The sequence below is a fragment of the Streptomyces sp. NPDC005878 genome (genome assembly GCF_040629815.1).
Taxonomy (GTDB): Bacteria; Actinomycetota; Actinomycetes; order Streptomycetales; family Streptomycetaceae; genus Streptomyces.
The window spans coordinates 167,750-183,640 of sequence record NZ_JBEXWK010000011.1 but is presented as its reverse complement, the minus strand read 5'-3'; the positions used below and the strand labels follow the sequence as shown (position 1 = coordinate 183,640).

Genomic DNA, 15,891 nt, shown 5'->3' with positions numbered 1-15,891 from the left:
GAGATGCTGTCGCCTTTGTCTTCGAAAGTTTCGAATCCAGTGGTGATACCGTTGCCGACCCCGGAACCGGGCTGATGCTTGGTCAACCGTTCGGGGATGTCTTGTGCGGCGGAGCCGTACTGGAGCGTTCGACCAGGCTGGTGGCGAGGTCCACCCGGCGGCTGCCGGGGCGTGTGCCGCGGGCGAGGTCGATCACCATGCGGGCCGCGACCTCGGCCATCTCGGTCAGTGGCTGGCGGACGGTGGTGAGCGGCGGCCCGACCCAGCGGGCCAGCGGCAGGTCGTCGAAACCGACCACGCTGAGGTCCTCGGGGATGCGCAGCCCCAGCTCGCGGGCCGCCTCGTAGAGCCCGAGGGCCTGGAGGTCGTTTCCGGCGAACACGGCGGTCGGCCGGTCGGGCAGGTGCAGCAGCTCCCGTCCGATCCGGTGCCCGGCCTCGTGGTGGAAGTCGCCCTCGCGGACCAGCTCCGGGTCGTAGGCGATACCCGCCATGTCGAGGGCCGCGCGGTAGCCGTCGGCCCGCGCCCGGCTGCACATCATGTGGCCCGGGCCGCCGATCAGCCCGATCCGGCGGTGGCCGAGGTCGAGGAGGTGCCGGGTGGCCGCCAGGCCGCCGTCCCAGTTGGTGGTGCCGACGGCCGGCACCTCCTGGCCGGGGTCGCCGGCCGGGTCCAGCACCACGAACGGGATGTCGCGCCCGGCGAGTTGTTCCCGCTGGGAGCGGTCCAGGCCGGACAGGACGAGCAGCACGCCGGTGGGTCGGCGGGCGAGCACCCCGTCCACCCAGGACTGGCCGGGGGTGAGCCGTCCGGAGGATTCCGAGAGGACGATGCTCAGGCCTTCCACGCGGGCCACGTTCTCGACGCCGCGGATCACCTCCATCGCCCAGACGCTCTCCAGCTCATGGAAGACGAGTTCGAGCAGCGGGCTCGCCTGCGTGCCGCGCCGCCGCCGGTACCCGTGCCGACGCAGCAACTCCTCCACCCGCTCCCGGGTGGCCGGGGCGACGTCGGCCCGGCCGTTCAGGACCTTCGAAACAGTCGGAGCGGAGACACCCGCCTCCTGTGCGATCTCAGCGAGCGTCGCCGCTCTCTTCACGTCTTACCTCCTGCCCCGCCCCGCTGGGCGAGCCGCGCGGTGGATGGCCGACGGCACGGATGCTAGCCGCTCGGCCGCTGAGCCCGGATCCCGCCGGGACTCTTGACGGGCCGTGAGGTCGGCCCTAGGGTCCCCGCAACATTCGCTCATCATTGCGCAACATTCGAATGAGGGGTAGAGCATGGGACTGAGACTCGCCGCGATCGCCGCCACCACCGCACTCGTCCTGGGCACGACCGCCGCGTGCGGATCGGACGGCGGATCGTCCGGCGCCGGTTCGGGGACGATCCATGTGATGGTCTACGGCGACGCCGCCAACAAGGTCGAGAAACAGATGGCCGAGACCTTCAACAAGACCTCCAAGGTCAAGGTGGTGCTCGACACCGTCCCCGGCGCGGACTACCAGCAGAAGTTGCAGACCGTCATCAATACCTCGCACGCCCCGGATGTCTTCTTCAACTGGGGAGGCGGGTCCATCCAGCCCTTCGTCAAGGCCGGCCTGCTGCTTCCGCTGGACGACTTCATCGCCAAAGACCCGGGCCTGAAGAGCAACTTCCTGCCCTCGGTGTTCAACTCGGCCGTCGTGGACGGCAAACCGTACGGAATACCGATGCGCGGAACTCAGCCCGTGCTGCTGTTCCACAACAAGAAGGTGCTCGCCGACGCCGGTCTGACCCCGCCGCGGACCTGGGACGAGCTGATCGCCGCCAGCAAGGCGCTCAAGGCCAAGGGCGTCACCCCCATCGCGCTCGGCGGCGCCGACCAGTGGCCCACCCTGATGTGGTTCGAGTACCTGTACGACCGTATCGCCGGACCCGGCCTGTTCTCCCGGGCCCTGAACGGCGACCGGGCCGCCTGGGCGAGCGAGGACAGCCGCAAGGCACTGGCCACCCTCAGGCAACTGGCCGACTCGGGCGCGTTCGGCCGCACCTTCGACTCCGTGAAGTTCACCGACGGCGGCTCCGCGGCACTGGTGGCCAGGGGCCGGGCCGCCTTCGAGCTGATGGGCTCCTGGTACTACTCCACCCAGCAGGAGGCCAACCCGGACTTCGCCAGAACCGGCCTCGGCTACACCGGCTTCCCGAGTGTGAGCGGGGGCAAGGGTGACCCGGCCGACGTCGTGGGCAACACCAACAACTTCTACTCGATCCTGAAGAAGACCAAGCACCCGGAGGCCGCCGCCGCGTTCCTCAAACTGATGTACTCCAAGGAGTTCGTCCAGGCCCAGCTCGCCATCGGCAACCTGCCCACCACCGTCAACACAGTCGACTTCCTGGACAAGGCGGCCAGCCCCGCGTACTCGAAGTACCAGTACGAGCTGGTCAAGGCCGCGCCCGCGTTCCAGCTCTCCTGGGACCAGGCCTACCCGCCGAGCGCGTCCACCCCCCTGCGCACCGCCGTCCAGCGGTTCTTCTCCGGCAAGCTCGACGCCGACGGCTTCATCAAGGCCATGCAGGCCTTGCCCGCCTCATGAGGGCCGCCGCGAAGGCCGGTACGGGTGTGATCCGCCCCGGCTTCGTATGGGCGGCGCCCGCCGCGGTGTTCTTCCTGCTCTTCGCGATCCTGCCGCTCGTCCTGGTCGCTGTGCTCTCCTTCACCAGCTGGGACGGCATCAGCGAGCCGCACTTCAACGGCCTGGCCAACTGGACCGCGCTGATCCACGACCCGGTGATGACCCAGTCGGTCGGGACCACCCTGCTGCTCACCGGCCTCGGGGTGGTCACCCAGGCACCGGTCAGCCTGCTCCTCGGCGTCTGGGCCGCCGGACACCAGCGCAACCGGGCGGTGCTCTCCGCGATCTACTTCATACCGCTGCTGCTGTCGGCCACCGCCGTATCCGTGGTGTGGCGGGCCGTCCTGGACCCCAACTTCGGCGTGCCCTCCCAGCTGACCTGGCTCTTCGGCGACGGCAACCTGCTCGGCAGCCGCAGCGGCGCCCTCGCGGTCCTCACCTTCGTGGGCGTGTGGCAGTTCACCCCCCTGCACGCCCTGATCTACCAGGGCGGCGCCCGCGCCATCCCCCAGGTCCTCTACCAGGCCGCCGCCATCGACGGCGCGGGCACCGTACGGCAGTTCTTCCACATCACCCTGCCGCAGTTGCGCAACAGCATCATCACCTCGACGGTACTGATGGTCGTCGGCGGCCTCACCACCTTCGACACCGTCCTCATCATCACCCAGGGCGGCCCCGGCACCGACAGCACAGTGAGCGCCTACTACATGTACCAAAAGGCCTTCAAGAGCTACGACTTCGGCGCCGCGTCGGCCATCGCCCTCGTCCTGGTCGTCGTCGCCACCCTGATCTCGCTGGCCATGGTCAAGTTCTCCGGCTACGACCGGATGCGCGGCACGACGGAGGGCCTGTGATGCGCGGGCGCCCCAACTACCTCGCGGGCCTGGGCTCGCTGGTCTGGCTGCTGCTGGTCGGCCTGCCGCTGTACGTGCTGGTGCTCGCCACCCTGCGCACCCGCGCCGACTACTCCACCAAGGGCCCGCTCAGCCCACCCGCCGAGTGGACCGTCCACAACTACCTCACCGACCTGTCCAACGGCTTCGGCCGGGACTTCCTCAACACCCTCACCGTCACCGCCGGCGTGGTCGCGATCGTGCTCCTGGTCGTCCCGCCGCTCGCGTACGCCATCGTACGAGCGCGCGGCCGAGCCACCGGCTGGGTGTTCCGGCTGTTCCTGCTGGGCCTGGCGATCCCCGCGCAGGCGGTGATCGTGCCGATGTTCTACCTGATCAGCAAGGCCGGGCTGTACGACCACCTCATCGGCGTCATCCTGCCGACCGCCGCCTTCTGCCTCCCGGTCTGCACGCTGGTCCTCACCGGCGCGATGCGCGACATCAGCCCCGAGCTGTACGAGGCCATGGCCATGGACGGGGCCTCACCGGGCCGCGTCTTTCGGCAACTGGTGCTGCCGCTGTCCAGGGGCGGCCTTTCCTCCGTCGTGGTCTTCGCCGCCCTCCAGGCGTGGAACGGCTTCCTGTTCCCGCTGATCCTCACCCAGTCCGAGTCCACCAAGGTCATCACCCTCGGCCTGTACGACTTCCAGACCGAGCACGGCGTCGACGTACCCGGACTGCTCAGTGCCGTGGTGCTGTCCATGCTTCCCCTCTTCGTCGTCTACCTGTTCGCCCGCCGCGCCCTCGTCCAGGGCCTGACGGGAGTGGGAGGAAAATGAGCGGCACCCTGAACCCCGAGCCCGACACCACTCCGAACCCCGAGCCCGACACCACCCCGACCCCCGCCCCCGACGGTGTTCCCGCCTGGCGGGACACCACCCTCAGCCCGGAGACCCGCGCCGACGCGCTCATCGCGGAGATGACCCTGCGGGAGAAGGCGGCCCAGCTGTTCGGCGTCTGGGTGGGCGCCAGCGACGAGGGCGGCGACGTCGCCCCGCACCAGCACGAGATGGAGGAGCCGCCCGACCTCGACGCGTTGCTGCCGTACGGGCTCGGCCAGGTGACCCGGCCGTTCGGCACGGCACCGGTCGACCCGGCGCTGGGCGCGCTCTCGCTGCTGCGCTCCCAGCGCCGGATCGCCGCCGCCAACCGCTTCGGCATCCCCGCCCTCGCCCACGAGGAGTGCCTGGCGGGCTTCGCCGCCTGGGGCGCGACCGCCTACCCCGTGCCCCTCTCCTGGGGCGCCGCCTTCAACCCGGCGCTGGTGCGCCGGATGGCCGCCGCGATCGGCCGCGACCTGCGGGCCGTCGGCGTGCACCAGGGCCTCGCACCCGTCCTCGACGTGGTGCGCGACGCCCGCTGGGGCCGGGTGGAGGAGACCATCGGCGAGGACCCGTATCTGGTCGGTACCATCGCCACCGCCTATGTGCGGGGCCTGGAGTCGGCCGGCGTCATCGCGACCCTCAAGCACTTCGCCGGGTACTCCGCCTCCCGCGCCGGACGCAACCTCGCCCCCGTCGGCATGGGCCCGCGCGAGCGCGCCGACGTCATCCTGCCGCCGTTCGAGATGGTGCTGCGCGAGGGCCGCCCCGGCTCGGTCATGCACGCCTACACCGACACCGACGGCATCCCCGCCGCCGCCGACGAGGCACTGCTGACCGGACTGCTCCGGGACACCTGGGGCTTCGAAGGAACGGTTGTCGCCGACTACTTCGGCATCGCCTTCCTCAAGACCCTGCACGGCGTGGCCGAGGACTGGTCGCAGGCCGCCGCGCTGGCGCTCACCAGCGGCGTCGACGTCGAACTGCCGACCGTGAAGACCTTCGGACAGCCCCTGCTCGACGCCGTCGCCACCAGGCTCGTACCGGAGCGGCTGATCGACCGGGCCCTGCGCCGGGTGCTGGTCCAGAAGGTCCGGCTCGGGCTGCTGGACCCGGACTGGAACCCCGTGCCCGACGCCCTCGACCGCGCCGATCTGAGCGCCCCCGAAGCGCTGCGCGGCCTCGTCGACCTCGACCCGCCCGCCAACCGCGCACTCGCCGCCGAAGTCGCCGAGCAGGCCGTGGTGCTGCTGCGCAACGACGGCGTACTGCCGCTGGGCCGCCCGGCCCGGATCGCCGTGATCGGCCCCAACGCCGACGAGCCCACCGCGGTGCTGGGCTGTTACTCCTTTCCCGTACATGTGGGCCGCCAGCATCCGCAAGCGCCCCTCGGCATCGAACTGCCCACCCTGCGGCAGGCGTTGCACGAGGAGCTCCCCGACTGCGAGGTGCGGACGGTACGCGGGGTGGGGGTCGACGACGACGACACGAGCGGCATCCCGGGGGCCGTCCGGGTCGCACGCGGGACCGACCTGGTGGTGCTGGCCCTCGGCGACCGGGCCGGACTCTTCGGCCGCGGCACCAGCGGCGAGGGCTGCGACGCCGCGTCCCTGGAACTCCCTGGGCGTCAGCGCGAGTTGCTGGACGCGCTGCTGGACAGCGGAACCCCTGTCGTGGTCGTCCTGCTGGCGGGACGGCCGTACGCGCTGGGGCGCGCGGTGAGCGAGGCGGCGGCGATCGTGCAGTGCTTCTTCCCGGGCGAGGCGGGGACCCGGGCCGTGGCGGGCGTGCTCAGCGGCCGGGTCAACCCGTCCGGCCGGCTGCCGGTCAGTATCCCCGCACACCCCTGCGTCCAGCCCTCGACCTACCTCGCCGCGCGGCTCGCCCAGGCGAGCGAGGTCTCCAGCACCGACCCGACGGCTGCCTATGGTTTCGGGCACGGCCTCGGCTACAGCGAGTTCACGTGGTCGGGGCTGGCGGTCGAGGCCGCGGAAACCGGCACCGACGGGGAGTTCCGGCTCGCCTTCGAGTTGCGGAACACGGGGGACCGGGCGGGCACCGAGGTCGTCCAGCTCTATCTCCACGATCCGGTGGCAGCCGTGGTGCAGCCGGTGCAGCGGCTGGTCGGGTACCACCGCGTCGCGCTGGCCGCGGGCGCCGGGTGCCGCGTGGAGCTGGTGGTACCCGCCGACCTCGCCTCCTTCACCGGTCGTGAGGGGCACCGGATCGTGGAGCCGGGCGCGCTGGAACTGCGGATCGCCGCCTCCAGCACCGACGCCCGCTTCCGCGTACCGCTGCGGCTCACCGGCCCGGTGCGCCCGGTCGACCACACCCGCCGCCTCCACCCGACCATCACCGTAAGGGCCACCCATCCATGAACGGTTGTCGGTGGTCGGGGCCCGCTGGGTCCGTGAACAGCACGGCACCGACGCCCCGCTCTCCTGGCGGTTGCGGACCGGTGGGCCGGAGGGACTTGTCCACACCCGGCCCGCCGGGACTTCGCGGGCCGACCCGCCCTACCCGGCTGATCCCGCCTCGGTGGTGATCAGTGGGAGGACCACCAGGTCGACGGCGTGACGGCGGTGAAGCCCAGCGACTCGTACAGGGGACGTCCGAGCCGTGAGGCGGTGAGCGTCACCGGCAGATGCGCCATGGGTGCCAGCGACCCGAGCATGACGGCCCGCCCGGCACCGCGGGAGCGCTGGGTCGGCGGCGTGCCGACCCAGTAGTGGCTGCCGAACCCGTCGTGGACGACGGTGACGCCGGCTCCGACCGCCTCACCGTCGAGAACGGCGAGGTACACGTCCACACCCGGCTGCTCGATCAGCGTCGCGGGGAACATCTCGCCGGGGCGGTACGGCGTGAATCCGTCCAGATCGAAGCCCGCGATCACGATCTGCTCGGCGCTCTCCAGCTCCCGCGCGCCCTGGACCCGGACCACCTCGATCGCCGGGGCGGGAACCGTGCCGGGCGGCCGCACCATGATCGGCATCTGCCAGTTGCGCAGCCCCAGATGGCTCAGGTCGGTGGAGCTGAACGGATCCTCCGCACCCACCGGCCCGCTCGCCCGGCCCGCCAGCTCGGTCAACTCGGCCAGCTCGTCCGAGTCCAGATCGGGCTCCTGCACCAAGAACCGCGTCCCGGCGCGCTCATCGCCCATCACCGCGAGGAAGCCGCGACGCTGGATCACCTCGTGGCCACGGGACTTGCCGGTCGCTGCCCAGAACGCGGCGGAGTTGCGGGCCTGGTGTATGGCCGCGTCACCCGGGGCCGGGGGATGATTCGAGGGGCCCTGACCGATCCGCTCCTCGGCGCGGCGGTCGGGGGTGGTGTGCGAGGTGTCGGCCATGGGTGGCTCCTGTTCGGTCACGGTGCGATGGTCCGGGCAGGGGACATGCGAAGCCCGGGGAAGCCGACCCCGGGCCCTCTCCATACCTCCTGCCTAACCGCGCAATGTCCCGCACAACTGGACCGATCTCAAACGAATTTCCTGACTGAGGGCAGCTACCGGATTCGCTCCCTGAAGCGCCGGTCACTGCCGCGACGCCTTCCGCGAGGCAGCCTCCTCTGGGTGGAACCGCGACTGGTGTTCGTGCAAAAAGGCGTCGAGGGTGCGGGGGCGGCGGCCGAGGATGTCGGCGACCGTGGTGGTGGGGGTTTCGGGGCGGGCGAGCGCGAGTTGCTGGATCTCCACCACGTGGTCGGCCAGCCACGTGGGCATGTGGGCGTTGCTGATGAGGTTGTCGCGGAGTTCGTCCGGCGTGAGGTCCACGTAGCGGACCCGTCGACCCGTCAGGACGGACAGCCGGTGGGCGAGTTCGACGTAGGAGACGGCTTCCGGTCCGGTCAGTGTGTAGGTTCCGCCGGCGATGGCGGGCCTGGTGAGCGCGGCGACGGCGACGTCCCCGATGTCGCGGCAGTCGATGTGGTTGCAGGGTGCGTCGCCCGTCGTGCCGAGGATGACGCCCCGGGAAGCGGCGGGTGCCAGGCGCAGGAGGTTCTGCATGAAGGCGTAGGGGCGCAGGATGGTGTGGGTGAGGCCGCTCGCGCGCAGGTGTTCCTCCACGGCGTGGTGTCCGCGCGAGATGGCCACCGGGGAATCCGGTTCGGCGGCGGGTGCGGAGATCTTGACGATGTGTCCGATGCCGGCGCGCGCAGCTAGGTCGATGACACGGGTCTCCAGCGCGACCTGTGCCGGGCTGTTGGCCAGGGCGAGGAAGAGCTGGTCGGCGCCCTGGAAAGCGGTGTACAGGGAGTGCGGGTCGGTGGCATCGGCGTACCGCACCTCACAGGGCGGCTGTGCGCCGGTGGTGCCGGGGATGGGCTGGTGAGGAGTACGGGTCAAGGCGCGGACGGGCAGGCCGAGGGGGAGAAGGCTGTGGAGCAGGGCGTTGCCGGTGGCTCCGGTTGCTCCCATGACGACGATCATCGTGTGCTCGTTTCCTGGTGACTTCCCGGCAATGGGCGCTGCCGGACGAGGTGGGCTGGAGAGGCGCGGGACAGGTGTCCCGGCGGGGTGGGCTATGCCGGGGGCGGTGGGGTGGTGCTGCGCCAGCGCAGCGTGACGATGGTGGTCGCGAGGGCCGTGGAGAGGGGCAGGTCGGTACGCAGACGCTCCAGCCACGGCGTTGCGGTGACGGGGGTGTGGGCGGGGAGCCACTGGGCGGCGAACCAGCCGAGCAGGGCTGCCGCGCCGGTGGTGATGATGACGAGTGCCGTGGTCAAGGCGGTACGTGGTACGGCGACGGTCCAGGGCCGGGGCAGCCCGCCGTGCCGCAGCCAGATGCCGACCAGCAATGCCACCACGGCCGAGGTGCCGGCGATGGAGGTGCAGGCGGCCAGGACGAGGTCCCGTTGCCCGGTGACGATCCCGGGAGCGCCCGCCATGAGCGCGGGGGCGGCATAGGCGGTCAGTACCTCGCGCCAGAGGAGGAACGGCCGTGATGGCCGGGAGGATGGTCGGTTCCGGTGGGCCCTGTCCCTGGTTGCGGGCATGCCGACCTCTTTCTCGTGGGGGAGTGAAGTGAAGGGGCGTTGTGCGCGGGCGGGCAGGCGCTCCCACTCTTGCGCAAGGTAATTAGGAGCCTAACTACTACTGCGTGAAAACGGCCCAGCCCGAAGGCGGGGCCGAATTGGCCGGGGTCGGGTCAGTCGGCGGCCAGGGCCGCGCTGCCGCGTACGACGCGGGCGAGGAGATCCAGGAACACCGCACGCTCGTCGGCGGAGAGCCCGCCCACCATCGCCTCCAGTCGCCGGAAGTGCTCGGAGGCCATGTCGCGCAGGCGCTGCGCCCCGCGTGCGGTAAGGATGGCCACCGTGCCCCGCCCGTCCTCCGTGGAGGGGCGGCGGGCGATCAGGCCTTCGCGCTCCAGGCCGTCCAGCAGGCCGGTAACCGTGGCCCTGGAGACTCCGAGGTCGGTTGCGAGGTGCGAGGGGGACTTCTCCCCGCCGTGGTCTTCGAGGTCGGCGAGGAGGCGGTAGCGTCCCGTCGACAGGCCGAACCTGGCGAAGTGCGCTTCCGCCGCCCGTCCGACCCTCGCGCCCGCCGAGATCAGACGCACCGCGACCAGCACCGCCTGCGGGTCGACATCCAGGCCGTAGTGCTCGACCTGCCGTCTGGCCTGGTCCAGCGTGGGTGCTTCTGCCTGGATGTCGTCCCTCGTCATGCGGGTAATATGGCGCCTAATCACTTCACCTGTCAAGGGCGCTTGGGAACTACTGGGTGGCGCTCGGTACGTCGAGGGGGTTGGAGGGGGCCTTCGCCTTGGCACTCTGCATCTGCTCGCCGAGCTCGGTGAGGCGGTTGCGGCCCATGGCCTTGCGGACGTCGGGGAACCAGTCGTCCTCCTCCTCTTCCACGTGGTGGCGGACGTTCTCGATCAGGACGGTCATCTTGGCCTTGAAGCGCTCGTCGGCCGGGTCCATCTTCTTGAGTTCGGCCAGCATCCACACCACGGCATGGTGTTCCTCGACGCTTTCGAGGATGTGGTCGGTGGTGTCGGGGGCGGACTCGCGGGCGGCGGGGTAGAAGATCTCTTCCTCGATGAACGCGTGAACGGTCAGTTCTTCGATGATCTTGTCCGCGAGCTCGCGGCGTTCGGCGTGGTCGTCGTCGCCGGTCTTCTCGAACTGCTTGAACAGCTTCTCGACGTTCTTGTGGTCCTCACGCAGCAGCACGATGGCGTCCATGAAGGAGCTTCCCTTTCCTGGTCTGGCCCCGGGGTTCGGATTCCGACTCCGGTTCCGGTGTTCCGTGAGGATCCGGTTCCCCGGTTGCCCACATTGATGCGCCGCGGGGGAAGGGGCCACTCCCATGGGTCCAGGCTGTCGGTTGTGGCGATGCGCTCGCCCTACTTCAGAGGTAATGGCCTCGCCCCGTCTGTGGGGGCAAGCTGGGTGATCTCGCCGCGTCGACGGGACGCGGGCCGGGAGGGAGAGGTCATCGTGTCCACAGCCGCACCCACGAACACACGCGCCGTGGTCGAAGAGCTGCTGCGCAGGATCGGGGAGGGCGACCCCGACCGCATTGCCGAGCTGTACGCCGAGCGGGCCGACTGGAAGCTGGACTGGCCGGAGGCCGAGCACGGCCGGGCTGCCACACCGTGGATCCGGAACCGGTCCACCCGTGCCGACGCGGCCGCCCACTATCGCGAGCTCGCCGCGCACCACATGCCGGAGCACGCGGCGACGGAGATCGAGCGCGTCCTCGTCGACGGAAACGACGCGGTCGTGCTCGGCGAGATCCGCCAGACCGCCCGGCCCACCCGACGTGCGTATCGCGCGCGGTTCGCCCTGCATCTCACCGTCGAGGGCGGCCTGGTCACCCGGCACCACGTCTACGAGGACAGCCTCGCCGTCGCCCAGGCCTTCGAGGCGGAGGAGCGCTGAGGGGCGTAGACCGAAGGTGATGGTCTCGGTCACCGTCCCTCAAGGAGCACACCGGCGGCACCACGGATGGAGCCGCGTGCGCGGTGGGCCCGCATCACTCCGCGTCCGGCAGCGCCAGGCACAGTGCCTCCAGCGCGGCCTCGAAGGCGTGGTCGGGCGGGGTCCCGTACCCGATGACGAGGCCGTCGCGCGGTGGCATGTCACTGTGGGGGTGGCGGTAGGCGGCGAGGCCCTCCAGGGCGAGTCCCTGGCGGGATGCCGCGCGTACCGCGCTCGGCTCGGTGCCCGGCGGGAGGCCGAGGACGGCGTGCAGGCCGGCGGCGATGCCGTCGATCCCGATGTGGGGCGCCCTCGCCCGCAATGTGGCGACGAGCCGGTCGCGTCGGCGGCGGTAACTCAGGCGCATGCGGCGCAGATGCCGGTCGTACGCGCCGCAGGCGACGAAGTCGGCGAGGGTGAGCTGGTCCAGAGCCCCGGTCCACATCTCGCGGTCGCCCTTGACGGCCAGGAGGTCACCCACGAGGTGGCCGGGCACCGCCATCCAGCCGATGCGGAGCGCGGGCGACAGGCTCTTGCTGGTCGACCCGATGTAGACGACACGGTCGGGATCGAGGCCCTGGACGGCGCCGACCGGCTGGCGGTCGTAGCGGAACTCGCCGTCGTAGTCGTCCTCGATCACCAAGCCGCCCGTCGCCCGCGCCCAGTCGATCACCGCGGCCCTGCGCTCGGGGTGCAGAGGCCCTCCGGTGGGGAACTGGTGGGCCGGAGTGAGCAGCACCGCTCCCGCACCCGTCGTCGGCAGCTCGTCGATCACGGCTCCCCGCGCGTCCACGGGCAGCGGCACGGTGCGGCGCCCGGCCGCGGTCAGCAGGGAGCGATGAAAGCCCAGTCCGTACGACTCGACCGCCACCTCGCCCTTCAGGACCTGCCCGAGCATGCTCAGCGCATGGGCGAAGCCGGCGCAGATGATGATCCGGTGGGGTGAGGTACGCACGCCCCGCGCCCGGGCCAGGTATTCCGTGAGCGCCGTCCGCAGCTCGACGCGGCCCTGCGGATCGCCCACGCCGAACGCGTCGTTGGGCGCCGCGTTCAGCGCCCGCCGCGAGGAGGTCTGCCAGGCCGACCTGGGGAACGCGGCGGCATCCGGCGAGGTCGGCATCAGGTCGTAGGCGGGGCGGCGCACCGGCGGCGCCGATCGGCGCGGGCGGTCCGAGGGCAGCGGTGTGCTGCGCCGGGCGACGCGGGTGCCCGACCCCTGGCGGGCGGCGAGCCAGCCCTCCGCGACCAGTTCGCCGTACGCCTCACCCACGGTGTTGAGGGCGATCCCGAGGTCCCTGGCCAGACTCCGGTACGAGGGCAGGCGGGTGCCGGGTGCCAGGCGGCCGGAGCCGATGGCTTCACGGAGGGCGCGCATCACCTGCTCGCGCAGGGTGCCCTCGCCGCTCAGCTCCAGGTGGAAGTCCGTTCCCGATCCCGGTTCGGGGCCCGATCGCGAGGGCGGCCCGGCGTCCGCCCCGGCAGCCACAGAGTCACGGCCTTCAGCAGAATTGCCCCAACGATTCGACATGAGAATGCACCATACCGGGGGGCTAATCCGCTCCTACCGTTCTCGGTATGACAACCGTTCAGATTCCGCAGCGCATGAACTTCGCCACCGTCGCCCCCAAGGTCTTCAAGGCCGTCCTCGCCCTGGACGCCGCCGCCCGCCAGGGCCTCGATCCGGTGCTGCTCGAACTCGTGCAGATCCGCGCGTCCCAGATCAACCGGTGTACGTACTGCATCGACTACCACACGGGTGACGCCCGCAAGGCAGGCGAGAGGGAGGAGCGCATCTACCAGCTCAACGGCTGGGAGGAGTCCAGCCTCTACACGGCCGAGGAGCGTGCCGCGCTCGCCCTGACCGAGGCCGTCACCCGGCTGCCCGACGGCGTTCCGGACGCCGTGTACGTCGAGGCCGCTCAGCACTTCACGGAGCAGGAACTGGCCCAGCTCATCGCCCTCATCTTCACGGTCAACACGTGGAACCGGATGAACGTCACCACGCGCAAGACCCCGGGCACCCAGTAGCCCCCTTCCGCCGCATCACGGCACGGACCTACGTATTCCGCAACTCCTGCCCCCGCCACGGGCGGTGGCCGCCGTCAGGCCGGTCACCGCCCGTGGCGCGTCCCGGCCACCCACGGCCCCGCGCCGCCCGACCCGTGCCGCCCATGCAGGCGGCCCGGCCCGAACCGGTACCCGTACCCGTCTCCGTACCCACGCCTGGTACCCACGCCTGAAAGGACGGCCGACACCGTCATGACAGTCCTCACCGACAACTCACCTCCCACGCATCGGCGTTCACCCACCAGGGGCTGGCTCGCCGTCCTCGCCGTGACGTTGGGCATCTTCTCGCTGATGACCTCCGAGCTGCTGCCCGTGGGGCTGCTCACCCCGGTCGGCACTGACCTGGGCGTCTCCGCGGGCACGGCCGGACTCATGGTGACCGTGCCCGGGTTGGTCGCCGCGGTCGCGGCGCCGCTGGTCACCGTGGCCACCGGCCGCTTCGACCGCCGTCTGGTGCTGGTCCTCCTCGTCGGGCTCGTCGGGGCGGCGAACCTCGCGTCCGCGTTCGCCACCGACTTCACCCTGGTGCTCGTGGCGCGCTTCCTGATCGGTATCAGCGTGGGCGGCTTCTGGTCGCTCGCCGGAGGTATCGCCCTGCGGCTCGTTCCGGAGAAGCAGGTTGCGCGGGCGACCGCGGTGATCTTCGGCGGTGTGGAGACCGCTTCCGTCCTCGGTGTGCCCACCGGCACCTTCATAGGTGACCTCGCGGGGTGGCGCACCGCGTTCGCGGCCGTCGGCGCACTGGGGCTGCTTGCCCTCGTCTGCATGGTCCTTCTGCTGCCCGAGCTGCCACCGCGGCGCACTCTCAGGCTCGGCGACCTGCCGACGGTTTTCAGGGCCAACTCCGGTGTACGGGTGGGTGTCGCCCTGACGTTCCTGATCATCACGGGGCACTTCATCGCCTACACGTTCGTCCGCCCCCTCCTCCACGAGCGCGGCGTCGGTGACAGCGGTACCAGCCTGCTCCTGCTGGTCTTCGGTCTGGCCGGGATCTGCGGCAACTTCGCGGCGGGCGCCCTGGTCGCCACGCGGCCGCGCCAGACCATCGGCGCCGTGGCCCTGCTCCTGGCGACGGCCATGACACTGCTCGCCCTCACCTCCGCCGGTGTGGTGGTCTCCGCGGGGGCGCTCGTGCTGTGGGGCCTGGGGTACGGCGCGGTTCCGGTGACGCTCCAGACGTGGATCCTCGGTGTGGAGCCCCGGGCGACCGAGGCGGTGTCCTCGCTGTTCGTCTCGACGTTCAACCTCTCCATCGCCCTGGGCGCTCTGCTCGGCGGGGTGGTGGTCGAGTCGCTGGCGGTCACGAGTGTGCTGTGGATCGGCTGCGGGCTCTCGCTCCTCGCCCTGGCCACGGGGCCGTGGCCGAGGAACCTGCTGATCCGGCGCCCGGCTTCGAAGCGGTGGGCCGGGACCACCCCACCGGGCCGGTGATCGGCCGGGAAACGCTTGGCGGCCGTGGTCTTGTCATGGTGAGATCACCAGATGCTCGGTTTCCTCCTCCGTCTCCTCCCTTACTGGGTCCGCGAGCCGTTGCTCATCGTGCTCGGGTCCGTTCTCGGCGTACGCCTCGTGCATCTCGCCGGCCGCGACCAGGACCCGGTCATGGCGGGGCTCGGTGCGGTGTTCCTCGTGTTCACCGCGATACGCGTCCACGCGGTGCGCCGTGCCCTGCGCGCACGCCGCGACCCGGGCCCGCCGGTCCCCGAGGCGGAGGCCGAGGAGGCGGTCGACGGCGCCGCCCAAACGCAGGCCCCGTCCGCGCCGCTGCCCGCTCCGGGCACTCCGGAGAAGCAGCCCCACGTCTGGGGCCAGGCCGTCGCGGCGGTGGCCGTGGTCGGAGCACTCGTGGCCGCGGTATGGGTGGTCCCACGCGTCCTGCCGTCCTCGGAGGACAGCGCGTCGCACCCCGCGTCGTGCCCGGCGGGCGAGCGCAAGGAGCTGCCGGCGGCGTACAAGGCGACACCGCGGGCCGTCAGCGGTGGCCAGCTGTGCACGGCGCTCAACCGGCCCGACCTCGCCCAACTGCTCGGCACGCCGGGAGAGACCGCGACCACGGCCTCCGGGACCAGCAACACCGCCCCTCTGACGGGCGAGAAGATCCCCTCGCCCGAGGCCGAGGTCAGGTTCGGCACCTACACCGTGCATCTGTCGGCCACGTACAACAGGCTGTCGGTGGCCCAGTACGGCAAGTTGCTGAAGGTCGGCAACGAGAGGGACCTCAAGACGCTGACGGTTCTCGGCCGGCCGGCCACCTTTTCCTCGGACCACACCATGGCGTTCAAAATCGCCTGGGGAGGTGGCTCGTCCCAGGCCGAACAAGGCCCCCTGGCCAGGACGCTGTCCGTGGCCCTGGACCGGAAGGACCAGGGCGGTTACTACGAGGTCACCGTGTGGAGCACCACCGGCGCCCTCCCGGACGACAGCGTTCTCGTCGGCATCGCCGAGAAGGTCCTCCCGACGATCCCCGAGCGAGCAGCCGCCCGGCAAGACGCGCCCATGAGTTGACCGGTCCTTGAACCAAGGGCGCGGGCGATGGGGCGGCACAGGTGGCCACGCCGGACCATGGCGTGG

15 protein-coding genes are annotated in these 15,891 nt (G+C 71.0%); 8 read left to right on the top strand and 7 right to left on the bottom strand.

Going from position 1 to position 15,891, the window contains the following annotated elements; genetic code table 11:
* Positions 1-82: 82 nt before the first annotated feature.
* The gene (locus ABZ404_RS19165) at positions 83-1,099 is read right to left on the bottom strand and encodes a LacI family DNA-binding transcriptional regulator (protein WP_358834569.1); all 1,017 of its coding nucleotides are present in this window, start codon (positions 1,097-1,099) and stop codon (positions 83-85) included.
* A gap of 181 nt (positions 1,100-1,280) precedes the next feature.
* Between ABZ404_RS19165 and ABZ404_RS19160 the strand changes: the two genes are divergently transcribed.
* The 4 genes from ABZ404_RS19160 (at position 1,281) to ABZ404_RS19145 (ending at position 6,704) form a co-directional block, all read left to right on the top strand.
* Positions 1,281-2,573 (top strand): extracellular solute-binding protein, encoded by a 1,293-nt coding sequence (locus tag ABZ404_RS19160; RefSeq protein ID WP_358834570.1) that lies wholly within the window; start codon positions 1,281-1,283, stop codon positions 2,571-2,573.
* The gene (locus tag ABZ404_RS19155; protein ID WP_358834571.1) at positions 2,570-3,466 is read left to right on the top strand and encodes a sugar ABC transporter permease; all 897 of its coding nucleotides are present in this window, start codon (positions 2,570-2,572) and stop codon (positions 3,464-3,466) included. The genes ABZ404_RS19160 and ABZ404_RS19155 overlap by 4 nt, the downstream gene beginning before the upstream one ends.
* Entirely contained in the window at positions 3,466-4,284 is an 819-nt protein-coding gene (locus ABZ404_RS19150) for a carbohydrate ABC transporter permease (RefSeq protein ID WP_358834572.1), read from the top strand. The genes ABZ404_RS19155 and ABZ404_RS19150 overlap by 1 nt, the downstream gene beginning before the upstream one ends.
* Positions 4,285-4,424: 140 nt before the next feature.
* The gene (locus ABZ404_RS19145; protein WP_358834583.1) at positions 4,425-6,704 is read left to right on the top strand and encodes a glycoside hydrolase family 3 N-terminal domain-containing protein; all 2,280 of its coding nucleotides are present in this window, start codon (positions 4,425-4,427) and stop codon (positions 6,702-6,704) included.
* A 167-nt stretch (positions 6,705-6,871) separates the two neighbouring features.
* Here ABZ404_RS19145 and ABZ404_RS19140 read toward each other — a convergent pair whose 3' ends face one another.
* The 5 genes from ABZ404_RS19140 to ABZ404_RS19120 all read right to left on the bottom strand — a co-directional run bounded on the left by ABZ404_RS19140 (position 6,872) and on the right by ABZ404_RS19120 (position 10,515).
* On the bottom strand, positions 6,872-7,696 hold the full coding sequence (locus ABZ404_RS19140; protein WP_358834573.1) for a GNAT family N-acetyltransferase: 825 nt from the start codon (positions 7,694-7,696) through the stop codon (positions 6,872-6,874).
* Positions 7,697-7,858: 162 nt separating this feature from the next.
* Positions 7,859-8,743, bottom strand: a complete 885-nt coding sequence (locus ABZ404_RS19135; RefSeq protein ID WP_358834574.1) for an NmrA family NAD(P)-binding protein — start codon at positions 8,741-8,743, stop codon at positions 7,859-7,861.
* 104 nt (positions 8,744-8,847) lie between these two features.
* Positions 8,848-9,321 carry a hypothetical protein gene (locus ABZ404_RS19130; RefSeq protein ID WP_358834575.1) on the bottom strand — a complete coding sequence of 158 codons (474 nt, stop codon included), beginning with the start codon at positions 9,319-9,321 and terminating at the stop codon, positions 8,848-8,850.
* A 152-nt stretch (positions 9,322-9,473) separates the two neighbouring features.
* A complete protein-coding gene (locus tag ABZ404_RS19125; RefSeq protein ID WP_358834576.1) occupies positions 9,474-9,992 on the bottom strand; it encodes a MarR family transcriptional regulator in 519 nt (172 codons plus the stop codon).
* 49 nt (positions 9,993-10,041) lie between these two features.
* Positions 10,042-10,515, bottom strand: coding sequence for a hemerythrin domain-containing protein (locus ABZ404_RS19120; RefSeq protein WP_358834577.1), 474 nt, complete (start codon positions 10,513-10,515; stop codon positions 10,042-10,044).
* Between the two features lie 255 nt (positions 10,516-10,770).
* On the opposite strand from ABZ404_RS19120, the gene ABZ404_RS19115 reads away from it, so the two are divergent.
* Entirely contained in the window at positions 10,771-11,214 is a 444-nt protein-coding gene (locus ABZ404_RS19115) for a nuclear transport factor 2 family protein (RefSeq protein WP_358834578.1), read from the top strand.
* Between the two features lie 94 nt (positions 11,215-11,308).
* Here the strand turns inward: ABZ404_RS19115 and ABZ404_RS19110 are convergent, their stop codons facing one another.
* Positions 11,309-12,739, bottom strand: a complete 1,431-nt coding sequence (locus ABZ404_RS19110; protein WP_358834579.1) for a PLP-dependent aminotransferase family protein — start codon at positions 12,737-12,739, stop codon at positions 11,309-11,311.
* A gap of 89 nt (positions 12,740-12,828) precedes the next feature.
* Here ABZ404_RS19110 and ABZ404_RS19105 point away from each other — a divergent pair, with 89 nt between their 5' ends.
* From ABZ404_RS19105 to ABZ404_RS19095, 3 genes are all read left to right on the top strand, one after another.
* On the top strand, positions 12,829-13,281 hold the full coding sequence (locus ABZ404_RS19105; RefSeq protein WP_358834580.1) for a carboxymuconolactone decarboxylase family protein: 453 nt from the start codon (positions 12,829-12,831) through the stop codon (positions 13,279-13,281).
* 231 nt (positions 13,282-13,512) lie between these two features.
* A complete protein-coding gene (locus ABZ404_RS19100) occupies positions 13,513-14,751 on the top strand; it encodes an MFS transporter (protein ID WP_358834581.1) in 1,239 nt (412 codons plus the stop codon).
* Between the two features lie 51 nt (positions 14,752-14,802).
* Positions 14,803-15,825: a DUF6215 domain-containing protein gene (locus ABZ404_RS19095; protein ID WP_358990580.1), complete on the top strand. Its 1,023-nt coding sequence runs from the start codon at positions 14,803-14,805 to the stop codon at positions 15,823-15,825.
* Positions 15,826-15,891: the final 66 nt, after the last annotated feature.